Origin of the sequence: Streptomyces sp. NPDC058470 (assembly GCF_042721055.1) — a bacterium.
GTDB lineage: Bacteria > Actinomycetota > Actinomycetes > Streptomycetales > Streptomycetaceae > Streptomyces.
The window spans coordinates 15,981-27,440 of sequence record NZ_JBHXMF010000090.1; the positions used below are offsets into that span (position 1 = coordinate 15,981).

The following is an 11,460-nucleotide window of genomic DNA, read 5'->3' on the forward strand; positions in this document are numbered from 1 at the left end:
GCAGCCGCAGCGGCAGCGGCAGCCGAGGCACCCGCCGCACCCGCCGCACCCGCCGCACCCGCACCAAAGATCAAAGCCTCCACAGCCAGGACCAAAGCCCCCGCACCCAACATCAAAGCGACGGCAACCCGGGCGCAGCCTTCGCCGGGTTCTCCGCCAGCGCGGCCAGTGCGATCCGGATCGCCTCGTCCAGTTGCGTGTCACGCCCGGCGGCGTAGTCCTGCGGCGCCTGGACGACCTCGACGTCGGGATCGACGCCGTGGTTCTCCACGCCCCATCCGGAACCCTCCAGCCAGAACGCGTACTTGGGCTGGGTGACGAGCGTGCCGTCGACGAGCCGGTAGCGGCTGTCGATGCCGATGACGCCGCCCCAGGTCCGGGTGCCGACCACGGGACCGATGCCCAGCGCCTTGATCGCCGCGTTCACGATGTCGCCGTCGGAGCCGGAGAACTCGTTGGCGACGGCGACGACGGGCCCGCGCGGCGCGTCCTCGGGGTAGCTGTAGGGCCGCATGCCGCGCGGCAGGTCCCAGCCCACGATCCGGCGCGCGAGCTTCTCGATGATCAGCTGGGAGGTGTGGCCGCCACGGTTCTCGCGGACGTCCACGACGAGTCCTTCGCGGGCCACCTCGACGCGCAGGTCGCGGTGGATCTGGGCCCAGCCGGGCGCCTGCATGTCGGGCACGTGCAGATACCCGAGCCGTCCGCCGGACCGCTCGTGGACGTAGGCCCGCCGGTCGGCGACCCACGCGTGGTAACGCAGCGGCTCCTCGTCGGACACCGGCACCACGACGGCGTGGCGGGGATCGCCGCCGCCGGACGGGGAGACGGTCAGCTCGACCGCCTTGCCCGCGGTGCCGACGAGCAGCGGTCCTGGCCCGGCCACCGGGTCCACCGGCCGCCCCGCGACCGCGACGATCGCGTCCCCGGCGCGCACGGCGACCCCGGGAGCGGCGAGCGGCGCCTGCGCGTCGGGGTCGGAGGTCTCCGACGGAAGGATCCGGTCGATACGCCAACTGCCGTCCTCGTGACGGGAGATGTCCGCCCCTAGCAGCCCCTGCGCCCGGTCGCCGCCGCTCCATCCGCCGCCGCGCGGCACGACGTACGCGTGGGAGGTACCGAGCTCGCCGTGCACCTCCCACAGGAGGTCCACGAGGTCGTCGTGGGTGGCGACGCGTTCGAGCACCGGCCGGTACCGCTCCAGGACGCCGTCCCAGTCGATGCCGCCCAGGTCGGGCCGCCAGAAGTTGTCCCGCATGATCCGGCCGGTCTCGTCGTACATCTGCCGCCATTCGGCGGTCGGATCGACGGTCTGCCGTACCCGCGAGAGGTCGACGGTGATGTTCGTGTCGCTCTCGTCGTCGTTCGAGGCGCGCCGGTCGCTGGGGACGACCTTGAGCTTGCCGTCGGTCCACAGCAGGACGCGTTTGCCGTCGCCGCTGACGGCGAAGTGGTCGGCGTCGGCGGCGAGGTGCTCGATGCGCTGCTGGACGAGGTCGTACCGCTCCAGCTCGGTCTTCGGGTCCGGGTCGTCGGGGGTGGCGCGGGAGGAGCCGAGCACGCCGCGGACCGGGTGCCGCAGCCACAGGAGTCCGTCCTTGGCGGCACGGAGGCCGGTGTAGCGGGCGGCCTCGACGGGGAACGGCACGATCCGGTCGGCGAGTCCGTCTAGGTCGATCCGGGTCGCGGGGGTGCCCTCGCTGTCGGGCGTCTCGTCCTTGTCGGGCGCTTCGAAGGGGCGGCCGTGGCGCTGCGGTCCGAAGGGGGACGGGGTGGTCGCGGCGAGCGTGATGAGGTGCGGCCGGGAGCCGCCCACGAAGGCGAGGTCGAAGACGTGCTCGTCGTAGACCGGGTCGAAGGAGCGGGCCGAGAGGAAGCCCAGGTGCTTGCCGTCGAGGGTGAACGCGGGTGCGTAGTCGCGGAAGCGGAGCGGGGTCGCCTCGGTGACCGACAGGTCGGTGGTGTTGGCGAGCTTGAGCTGGCGCAGCGGGCGCGGGCCGGGGTGCGACCAGGCGAGCCACGCGGAGTCGGGCGAGAAGGCGAGGCCGCTGACGTCGCCGTTCTCGCTGCGGTCGACCTCGCGCACCTCGCCGGTCTCGCGCTCGACGAGCAGGACGCGTCCGTCGTGCGAGGCGACGGCGGCGCGGCTGCCGTCGGGTGCCATGGCGAGGGCGAGGACCCGTCCGAGCTGTCCGGCGGCGAGCCTGCGGGGTGTCGCTCCGGGGGCGACCCCGGTCGCGGGGGCGAACTCCAGGGCGTCGTCGCCCTCGGCGTCCGTCACCCACACCACGTGTTCCTCGCCCTCCGCCCGGAAGGTGCGGGGCAGCCGGGCACGTACGCCGGGTTCGGCGGCGAGCGCGCGGGCCGGGCCCGAGCGGTGGGTGACCCAGTGGACGGAGCCGCGCACGGAGATCGCGCTGCCGCGTCCGGTGTGGTCGGGCGCGGCGGCCCCGAACCAGCGGGACGCGCTGACGGAGTGCGGCTGGAGGTCGACGCGCTGTCCGCCGAGCCGCAGGTCGAGCCGGCGCGGCTCGGCGCCGTCCAGGTCGTCGAGGAGCCACAGTTCACCGGCGGACGCGTACACGACGCGGGTGCCGTCGCTCGCGGCGTGCCGGGCGTAGAAGCCGTCGATCGGTGTGTGCCGCCGCAGGTCGGACCCGTCCGCGAGAGACGAGTACAGCGCCCCGACGCCTTCGTGGTCGGACAGAAAAGCGACGCGCTCCCCCACCCACAAGGGGTACTCGAGGTTCCCGTCGAGCTCTTCATGCAGCCGTACGAATTCCCCCGCTCCCTCTTCGCCCGCGGCCGCCCGGTCGATCCACAGCTTGCCCGCTGTACCGCCCCGGTACCGCTTCCACCAGGCGGCCTCGCGCCCCATGGGAGCGGACAGCAGCAGCACGCCGGGCTCACCGTGGGCGACATCGCCAACGGGCCCGTACGGAAGGGTGGTCGCCGGGCCGCCGTCGAGCGGGATCGCCCGCGCCCAGCTGCGCCGCAGGCTCGCCTGCCCCTGCGTACTGAGCGCGAGCACCTGCCCGTCGGGGGTCCAACCGCGCACCTGGGTCTTCGAACTGCCCCAATACGTCAGCCGTTTGGACGGCCCGCCGTCCAGCGGGGCGGCATGCACCTCAGGGGCGCCGTCACGGCCGGACGTCCAGGCGACGGTCGTGCCGTCAGGGGAGATGCGCGGATGGTTCACCGGCACGTTGTCTGCGCTGACCCGCCAGGCGCGGCCGCCACCGTCCAGCGGGGCGACCCAGATGTCGTCCTCGGCGGTGAAGGCGACCAGATCGCCGTGCAGATGCGGAAACCGGAGATACGCGGAGGGTGCGGGCTCTGTCACCCGATCACCTTAGGCAGCGATCACGCCCCCGGACAGGGGTTTCGATCACTTACCTCCTTCCTCCTCCACCTCCCCGCACTGCGCGCGTCACTTGCCCTCGGGCCAACAGGTGGGGTCACCCTGGCACCAGATGGTCCTGGTGACGGTCACCGTGACGGTGGGGCCGGGCTGTTGGGGCTGGTTGTCGACGGGCGGGGTGTACCCGGGTGTGCTGGGGGCGTCGCAGTTGCCGAGTCCGGTCACGTGGAACCACTGCTTGCCGTCGATCCTGGCGGTCAGATCACCGCGTACGCACCGGCCGTCGACGGCCCGGGTGACCTTGCCCGTGACGGTGATGTCCTTCCCGTCCGAGGTCTCCCCCGTGCAGTCGACGTCCGCCACGGTGTCCTCGGTCGGCGAGGGCGTCTGCCCGGGTGTGTAGGCCTGGTTGCCGCCGTCGAACGACGCCGTGCAGCTGAGCCAGGCGACATCCGCCTTCTGCCGCTCCAGCTCCTTCGTCACGGTCTGGTCGGTCGTGTACGCCACGGAGGCGGAGCTCAGCCCGCCGGGGTCGCACGCGACGACACCGCCCACGGCGACGGCCGCGAGACCGGCCATCGCCACTGTCCGCCGCTGTCCGGTCCGTCGTAGAATTCGTCTCAATACCCCCATGGACGGCAGCGTGCCACCGTCCCGGGTGGCACGGAAGACCGCATGCGGCCACTCCGCCATCGCGCGCGCCATACTCGAACGCATGGGCAATGACCGCACGCCCAGACGGCTCGTCGTGGACGAGCAGACCACCTATGTGTGGACCGTGCGGCACAAGCACGGCGACGGTGACGTCTGCCGAGAGGTGCTCTCCCTGCACCTGGACGGTGTCCGCACCCTGATCGTCTTCCGGGCGGGCGAGGGGCGCTACGTCGCCGACGGGCTCCAGCACTCGGGCTCCGCTGCCGACGGGCGGGGCAATCTGATCAACCTGCGCGAGCCACATATCGTACGCGCTCTCGTCGACGAGGCGCGGGAGCGTGAACTGCTGCCGGGACCGCGGGAGTTGGACGGCTGGACCCTGTTTCCCGCCGTCATCAGCCGCGCAGCAGCAGCCACTCCTGCAGCTCCACCAGGTTCCCTTCCGGGTCCTTGAGGTGGGCGGCGCGCATCCGGTCGGTCATGGGAGCCGGTTCGTGCAGGAGGGTCGCACCGCGGGAGGTGATCTGCGCGCAGTACGCGTCCAGGTCGTCCACCCGCAGCACCACCAGTGAGCGGTGTCCCGACACCGAGTCGCCCAGTTCGCCCAGGATCCGGGCCATCATCGCGCGGTCCTGGAGAGCGATGCCCGCCGAGCCGGTGACGGGGCTGAACTTCTCGTACGGCCCCCCGGTCGCGCCCGACTGCGGCTTGAGGCCGAGGACCTCGGCGTAGAACCGGTAGCAGGCCGGGAAGTCGGAGACGAGCAGGCGTACTTGGGCGAGTTCCAAGGCGATCTCCAGTGGTCTAGGGGTGTCGTCCGGATCACCTCGGGTCCGCGACGCCTGGCACGGCACCTGGCCGCGTTGCCGCATCACCCGAGCACGCCCAGTACGCAGGTCATGCTCCGCCTTGCGATACTCCGCCTTGCGATGCACCTCACCATGCACCGCGGCCTGATCCGAGGTGATCCCCGACACCCGCTAGGACCAGCGACCGGTACGGCCGAGCAGCAGCGCCGCCGCCGCGGTCCCGGCGGTCGAGGTGCGCAGCACGCTGCGCCCCAGGCGGTACGCCCGTGCGCCGGCCTCGGTGAAGAGCGCCAACTCCTCAGGAGAGACGCCTCCTTCGGGGCCGATCACGAGGACGATCTCGCCGCGCACGGGGAGTTCGGCGGTGGCGAGCGGTTCGTCGCCGCTCTCGTGCAGTACGGCGGCGAGATCGGCTTTGGCGAGAAGTGCGGCAACCTGCCTGCTCGTCATCGCGTCCGCGACCTCGGGGAAGCGGACGCGGCGGGACTGCTTGCCGGCCTCCCGGGCCGTGGCCCGCCACTTGGCGAGTGCCTTCACGCCCCGCTCGCCCTTCCACTGCGTGATGCAGCGGGAGGCCGCCCAGGGGACGACGGTGTCGACGCCGGTCTCCGTCATGGTCTCGACGGCGAGTTCGCCTCGGTCGCCCTTGGGGAGGGCCTGGACGACGGTGATGCGGGGTTCTTCCTCCGGCTGCTCGGCCACCGGGTCCAGCCGGACGATCAGCCGGTCCTTGCCCTCGGTGTCCAGCACCACGCAGTCCGCCCACCGCCCGGCGCCGTCGGTGAGGACGACTTCCTCACCGGCCCGCAGTCGCTTCACGGAGACCGCGTGCCGCCCCTCGGGACCGTCGAGGACATAGCGCCCGCCGTCGCCCGTACGGAAATGCTCCACCACGAACACCGGAGCCGTCATCGGACCGCGCCCCTTTCAGGGAACCCCGACAACGCTGTCTTCGCAGCCGCGAGTTCGGCGCTCAGTACCTCCACCAGCTGCGCCGCGGGCAGTTCACGGGCCATCCGGTGTCCCTGGCCGGCCCACAGTGCCATGCCCTGCGCGTCGCCCGCCCTGGCCGCCGCCTTGCGCAGCGGCGAGGTGAGGTGGTGGACCTCGGGGTACGCGGCGGGCGCGTACGGGCCGTGCTCGCGCAGGAAGCGGTTGACGAGTCCGCGCGCCGGGCGCCCGGAGAAGGCTCGTGTCAACTCCGTACGGACGAAGAGGGGGTTGGTCAGCGCCTGCTTGTGCACGGCGTGCGCGCCGGACTCGGGGGTGGCGAGGAACGCCGTGCCGAGCTGGGCCGCGTTCGCGCCCGCCGCGAGCACCGCGGCGATCTGGCTGCCGCGCATGATGCCGCCGGCCGCGACGATCGGGATCTGCACGCTCTCGCGGACCTGCGCGATCAGCGAGAGCAGTCCGACGCCGGTGCCGTCCGTCTCCGGGTTGTCGCGGTGGGTGCCCTGGTGGCCGCCCGCCTCGACGCCCTGCACGACGACCGCGGCGGCGCCGGCCCGCTGCACGGCGAGTGCCTCCTCGGCCGTGGTCGCGGTCACCAGGGTGAGCGTGCCGGCCTGGGCGAGGGAGTCCAGGACCTCGCGGGTGGGGATGCCGAAGTGGAAGGAGACCACCGGCACCGGATTGTCGTGGAGGACCGCGAGCTTGGCGTCGTAGCCGTCGTCGCGGCCGCTGTCCGGTTCGCCGAGTTCGGTCTCGTACCAGGCGGCCTCACCGGCGAGCTGGTGGGCGTACACCTCGACCGCCGCCTTGTCCGCGTACTCGGGCTGCGGCATGAAGAGGTTCACGCCGAAGGGGCGGCTCGTGATCCCGCGCAGCTGCTTGATCTCTTGATACATGCCGTCGGCCGTCTTGTACCCGGCGGCGAGGAATCCGAGCCCACCGGCCTCGGACACGGCGGCCGCGAGATGCGGAACGGATACTCCGCCCGCCATGGGGGCCTGCACGATCGGGTGTGGGAAAAGATCGGTCAGTGCGGAGGACATGACGGCATGTTGTCACGTCCTCCGAACAAGTCCGAATCGAGTCATCCGCGTGGCATAGGCCACTCGCACCCTCCCGCCCGGGCCGGTCCGGCCCAGGGCGAGAAGGCGCACTTCAGAGGCCCGGCAGTCGGTCCTCAGCGACCGTTGAAAGCGTCCTTGAGCCGCGAGAAGAGCCCCTGCTGCCCCGGCTGGAACTGCCCGATGGGCCGTTCCTCGCCGCGCAGCACGGCCAGTTCGCGCAGTACGCGCTCCTGCTCGGCGTCGAGCTTCGACGGTGTCATCACCTCGACGTGCACGATGAGGTCACCGCGCCCGCCGCCCCGCAGGTGCGTGATGCCGCGCCCGTGCAGCGGGACCGACTGCCCGGACTGCGTGCCCGGACGGATGTCGATCTCCTCCATGCCGTCGAGCGTCTCCAGCGGCACCTTGGTGCCGAGGGCCGCCGCGGTCATCGGGATGGTGACCGTGCAGTGCAGGTCGTCGCCGCGGCGCTGGAAGGTGGAGTGCGGGAGCTCGTGGATCTCGACGTACAGGTCGCCGGCGGGGCCGCCGCCGGGGCCGACCTCGCCCTCGCCCGCGAGCTGGATCCGGGTGCCGTTGTCGACGCCGGCCGGGATCTTGACGGTCAGCGTCCGACGCGACCGCACGCGACCGTCGCCCGCGCACTCCGGGCACGGGGTCGGGACGACGGTCCCGAAGCCCTGGCACTGCGGGCAGGGCCGCGAGGTCATGACCTGGCCGAGGAAGGACCGCGTGACCTGCGACACCTCACCGCGACCGCGGCACATGTCACAGGTCTGCGCCGAGGTCCCCGGCGCCGCGCCCTCACCGCTGCAGGTGGCGCAGACGACGGCCGTGTCGACCTGGATGTCCTTCGTGGTGCCGAAGGCCGCCTCGTCCAGCTCGATCTCCAGCCGGATCATGGCGTCCTGGCCACGGCGCGTACGCGACCGCGGGCCACGCTGCGACGCCGTACCGAAGAAGGCGTCCATGATGTCCGAGAAGTTGCCGAAGCCGCCGGCGCCGAAGCCACCGGGGCCGCCCGCGCCGCCCGCCTGGGACAGCGGGTCGCCGCCGAGGTCGTAGACCTGCTTCTTCTGCGGGTCCGACAACACCTCGTAGGCGGCGTTGATCTCCTTGAAGCGCTCCTGCGTCTTCGGATCGGGATTGACGTCCGGGTGCAGCTCGCGAGCGAGCCTCCTGAACGCCTTCTTGATCTCGTCCTGGGACGCGTCGCGGCGCACGCCGAGCACGGCGTAGTAGTCCGTGGCCACTTAGGACTCCGCCAGGATCTGTCCGACGTACCGTGCCACCGCTCGTACCGCTCCCATCGTGCCGGGGTAATCCATGCGGGTCGGTCCGACCACGCCGAGTTTCGCTACTGCCTCGTCGCCCGAACCGTAGCCGACTGAGACGACGGACGTGGAGTTGAGTCCCTCATACGCGTTCTCATGACCGATCCGTACGGTCATGCCCGAATCCCCCGCCTCACCAAGCAACTTGAGAAGCACGACCTGCTCCTCCAGCGCTTCGAGTACGGGCCGGATCGTGAGAGGGAAGTCATGTCCGAAGCGGGTGAGATTGGCGGTGCCGCCGATCATCAGCCGCTCCTCGGTCTGCTCGACGAGCGCCTCCAGCAGGGTGGAGAGCACCGTCGTGACCGTACCGCGGTCCTCCGCCTCGAAGGCGTCGGGCAGGTCCTGCACCAGTTGCGGAACGTCCGAAAACCGACGCCCCGCGACCCGGCTGTTGAGTCGCGCGCGCAGATCCGCCAGAGACGTCTCCCCGAACGGCGCCGGACAGTCGATCAAGCGCTGCTCGACCCGGCCGGTGTCCGTGATCAGGACGAGCATCACGCGGGCCGGAGCCAGCGACAGCAGCTCGACGTGCCGCACGGTCGACCGCGTGAGGGACGGGTACTGCACGACGGCGACCTGCCGCGTGAGCTGCGCGAGCAGCCGTACCGTACGCCCCACCACATCATCGAGATCGACGGCGCCGTCGAGGAAGTTCTGGATGGCCCGCCGCTCCGGCGCGGTCATCGGCTTGACGCCCGCGAGCTTGTCGACGAAGAGCCGGTAGCCCTTGTCGGTGGGGATGCGCCCGGCGCTGGTGTGCGGCTGGGCGATGTACCCCTCGTCCTCCAGGGCGGCCATGTCGTTGCGGACCGTGGCCGGGGAGACCCCGAGTCGGTGCCGCTCGGTGAGGGCCTTGGAACCGACCGGCTCCTCCGTCCCCACGTAGTCCTGGACGATGGCGCGCAGCACTTCGAGCCTGCGTTCGCTGAGCATCGCGCACACCTCCAGATGTCGTCGCCGTGGTCTCCCGGACTCATCCCGGACTCTCCCCCTGGCACTCAGCGCATGCGAGTGCCAGCGTTTCCCCGGCCAGTGTACGGCGGGAAGGTACGCCCCCGGCAAGGGCGGACCCGCGCGGTCATGCCGACGGGGTCCTCGCCGTCGGTACCTGTCCGACCATTTCCGTCGTTGCCCGGAAGGCGGCCTCGCGACGCCAGGCCCCCGGTGCTCTCGGCGTGCCGGGCGCGGACCCTCGTACCGGACGTACTTGGGCCTGCGCCCGATACGGCGAGAGGGCATGGGGCATGTAGGGCGCCGCGGGGCAGACGGGAATGGTCGGACAGGCACTAGCGTCGGCCCATGAGCGTGACTTGGGAAGAGGCGGGGTGGGAGAGGGTGGCGCCGCGGGTCGGGCGGCGGCGGCTTCCTGGCTGGGACTGCACGGTCGGGCTCGTGGCCGGCGAGGGGGCCGCCCTGCTGATCGACGCGGGGTCGAGCCTGCGGGAGGGCGCGCAGTTGCGTTCCGAGGCACGGCGGCTGCTCGCGGGTACGCAACCTGATGCCGAGGCGCGGCACGTGCCAGATGGAGATCACCGGGTGACGCACCTCGCGCTCACCCACGCACACTTCGACCACGTGTTCGGCGCGGCAGCCTTCCCGGGTGTGGAGGTGTTCGGGGCGGTCGGCCTGGATACGGTCCTCGCGCACGGACATGAGGAACTGCGCGCGGACGCCGTACGCAACGGCCTGGACCCGCTGGAGGCGGCCGAGGCCGCCGATCTGTTGGCCCGCCCTCGTCACCAGGTGTCCGGCGAGCGGACCCTGGACCTCGGCGGCGGCACACAGGTCCGGCTCGCGAACATCGGCCCCGGCCACACCGCCCACGACCTGGTGGTCCTCGTCCCAGGATCGCCGCCATGGCCGCAGATCGTCTTCTGCGGCGACCTGGTGGAGGAGTCCGGCGAACCCCAGGCGGGCCCCGACGCCGTCCCGTCCCACTGGCCGGCGGCGCTGGACCGGCTGCTCGACCTGGGCGGGGAGGACGCGGTGTACGTACCCGGCCACGGGGCGGTGGTGAATGCGGCGTTTGTCCGGGCCCAACGCGACACGCTGGCGGCCCGCTTCGGCGTGTCGTAGGAGGCCGTACGACACGGGGGCCCGGCTTCTCCTATCGTCATCCGAATGCGCCAGTACTCTCCGGACCTGACCCCGCCGTGGAAGAAGCCCAAGCCCGTGCCGGAGGTCCCTGCGGACCCCGGTCTGGTGGTCGAGGAGCCCGGCACGGGCTTCTGCGGCGCGGTGATCCGCTGCGAAGCGGGCACGGTGACGCTGGAGGACCGCTTCGGCAAGCACCGGGTGTTCCCGCTGGAACCGCGCGGATTCCTCCTGGAGGGCAAGGTGGTGACGCTGGTCCGCCCGGCGGCAGGGGCGCCCGTACGTCCCTCCCGCACCGCCTCCGGTTCGGTCGCGGTGCCGGGTGCGCGGGCGCGGGTGGCGCGGGCCGGGCGGATCTACGTGGAGGGCCGGCACGACGCCGAGCTCGTCGAACGCGTCTGGGGCGACGACCTGCGCATCGAGGGCGTCGTCGTCGAGTACCTGGAAGGCATCGACGACCTGCCCGCGATCGTCGCCGACTTCGCCCCGGGCCCGGACGCCCGCCTCGGCGTCCTCGTCGACCACCTGGTCCCCGGCACCAAGGAATCCCGCATCGCCGACTCGGTCACCAGCAACCACGCCCTGGTCGTCGGCCACCCGTACATCGACATCTGGGAGGCCGTGAAGCCGTCCTCCGTCGGCATCCCGGCCTGGCCCCGTGTCCCCCACGGCCAGGACTGGAAAACAGGCGTCTGCCGCGCCCTGGGCTGGCCCGAGAACACCGGCGCGGCCTGGCAGCACATCCTGTCCCACGTACGCTCCTACAAGGACCTGGAGCCAGAACTCCTGGGCAGGGTGGAGGAGTTGATCGACTTCGTGACGGCACCAGAGACTGCTTAGCGCGTCCGGCGCCGGAGACCTTTCAACCTGTCCGGCGCTGGAGATCTTTCAGCCCGTCCGGCGCTGGAGACCTTTCAGCCCGTCCAACGCTGGAGATCTTTCAGCCCGTCCGGCGCTGGAGACCTTTCAGCCCGTCCAACGCTGGAGACCTTTCAGCCCGTCCGGCGCTGGAGACCTTTCAGCCCGTCCAACGCTGGAGATCTTTCAGCCCGTCCGGCGCTGGAGACCTTTCAGCCCGTCCAACGCTGGAGATCTTTCAGCCCGTCCGGCGCTGGAGACCTTTCAGCCCGTCCAACGCTGGAGATCTTTCAGCCCGTCCGGCGCTGGAGACCTTTCAGCCCGTCCAACGC

At 71.5% G+C, this 11,460-nt stretch carries 10 protein-coding genes; 3 read left to right on the plus strand and 7 right to left on the minus strand.

Annotation, left to right across the window (positions count from 1 at the left end):
• Window positions 1-112: 112 nt before the first annotated feature.
• Window positions 113-3,343: a S41 family peptidase gene (locus ACFWP7_RS39615; protein WP_384392466.1), complete on the minus strand. Its 3,231-nt coding sequence runs from the start codon at window positions 3,341-3,343 to the stop codon at window positions 113-115.
• A gap of 87 nt (window positions 3,344-3,430) precedes the next feature.
• Window positions 3,431-3,940 carry a hypothetical protein gene (locus tag ACFWP7_RS39620; protein WP_384392468.1) on the minus strand — a complete coding sequence of 170 codons (510 nt, stop codon included), beginning with the start codon at window positions 3,938-3,940 and terminating at the stop codon, window positions 3,431-3,433.
• A gap of 136 nt (window positions 3,941-4,076) precedes the next feature.
• Here ACFWP7_RS39620 and ACFWP7_RS39625 point away from each other — a divergent pair, with 136 nt between their 5' ends.
• Window positions 4,077-4,469 carry a hypothetical protein gene (locus ACFWP7_RS39625; RefSeq protein ID WP_384392470.1) on the plus strand — a complete coding sequence of 131 codons (393 nt, stop codon included), beginning with the start codon at window positions 4,077-4,079 and terminating at the stop codon, window positions 4,467-4,469.
• Here ACFWP7_RS39625 and ACFWP7_RS39630 read toward each other — a convergent pair.
• The 5 genes from ACFWP7_RS39630 to hrcA all read right to left on the minus strand — a co-directional run bounded on the left by ACFWP7_RS39630 (window position 4,411) and on the right by hrcA (window position 9,109).
• Window positions 4,411-4,803 (minus strand): VOC family protein, encoded by a 393-nt coding sequence (locus tag ACFWP7_RS39630; protein WP_384392471.1) that lies wholly within the window; start codon window positions 4,801-4,803, stop codon window positions 4,411-4,413. The genes ACFWP7_RS39625 and ACFWP7_RS39630 overlap by 59 nt on opposite strands.
• A gap of 192 nt (window positions 4,804-4,995) precedes the next feature.
• Window positions 4,996-5,736, minus strand: a complete 741-nt coding sequence (locus tag ACFWP7_RS39635; RefSeq protein WP_384392474.1) for a 16S rRNA (uracil(1498)-N(3))-methyltransferase — start codon at window positions 5,734-5,736, stop codon at window positions 4,996-4,998.
• Window positions 5,733-6,818 carry a nitronate monooxygenase gene (locus tag ACFWP7_RS39640; RefSeq protein ID WP_384392476.1) on the minus strand — a complete coding sequence of 362 codons (1,086 nt, stop codon included), beginning with the start codon at window positions 6,816-6,818 and terminating at the stop codon, window positions 5,733-5,735. Before ACFWP7_RS39640 ends, ACFWP7_RS39635 begins: the two co-directional genes overlap by 4 nt.
• 134 nt (window positions 6,819-6,952) lie before the next feature.
• A complete protein-coding gene (dnaJ, locus tag ACFWP7_RS39645) occupies window positions 6,953-8,092 on the minus strand; it encodes a molecular chaperone DnaJ (RefSeq protein ID WP_384392479.1) in 1,140 nt (379 codons plus the stop codon).
• A complete protein-coding gene (hrcA, locus tag ACFWP7_RS39650; protein WP_384392481.1) occupies window positions 8,093-9,109 on the minus strand; it encodes a heat-inducible transcriptional repressor HrcA in 1,017 nt (338 codons plus the stop codon).
• Between the two features lie 366 nt (window positions 9,110-9,475).
• Between hrcA and ACFWP7_RS39655 the strand changes: the two genes are divergently transcribed.
• Window positions 9,476-10,252, plus strand: coding sequence for an MBL fold metallo-hydrolase (locus ACFWP7_RS39655; protein WP_384392483.1), 777 nt, complete (start codon window positions 9,476-9,478; stop codon window positions 10,250-10,252).
• 45 nt (window positions 10,253-10,297) lie between these two features.
• The gene (locus ACFWP7_RS39660; RefSeq protein ID WP_384392485.1) at window positions 10,298-11,110 is read left to right on the plus strand and encodes a DUF3097 domain-containing protein; all 813 of its coding nucleotides are present in this window, start codon (window positions 10,298-10,300) and stop codon (window positions 11,108-11,110) included.
• Window positions 11,111-11,460 lie beyond the last annotated feature (350 nt).

What these genes read in the sequence shown, in the direction of transcription:
- ACFWP7_RS39640 (WP_384392476.1), bottom strand. Translation starts at nt 6,818, where the DNA reads ATGTCCTCCGCACTGACCGATCTTTTCCCACACCCGATCGTGCAGGCC.
- ACFWP7_RS39620 (WP_384392468.1), bottom strand. Translation starts at nt 3,940, where the DNA reads ATGGCCGGTCTCGCGGCCGTCGCCGTGGGCGGTGTCGTCGCGTGCGAC.
- ACFWP7_RS39635 (WP_384392474.1), bottom strand. Translation starts at nt 5,736, where the DNA reads ATGACGGCTCCGGTGTTCGTGGTGGAGCATTTCCGTACGGGCGACGGC.
- ACFWP7_RS39660 (WP_384392485.1), top strand. Translation starts at nt 10,298, where the DNA reads ATGCGCCAGTACTCTCCGGACCTGACCCCGCCGTGGAAGAAGCCCAAG.
- ACFWP7_RS39655 (WP_384392483.1), top strand. Translation starts at nt 9,476, where the DNA reads ATGAGCGTGACTTGGGAAGAGGCGGGGTGGGAGAGGGTGGCGCCGCGG.
- hrcA (WP_384392481.1), bottom strand. Translation starts at nt 9,109, where the DNA reads ATGCTCAGCGAACGCAGGCTCGAAGTGCTGCGCGCCATCGTCCAGGAC.
- ACFWP7_RS39625 (WP_384392470.1), top strand. Translation starts at nt 4,077, where the DNA reads ATGGGCAATGACCGCACGCCCAGACGGCTCGTCGTGGACGAGCAGACC.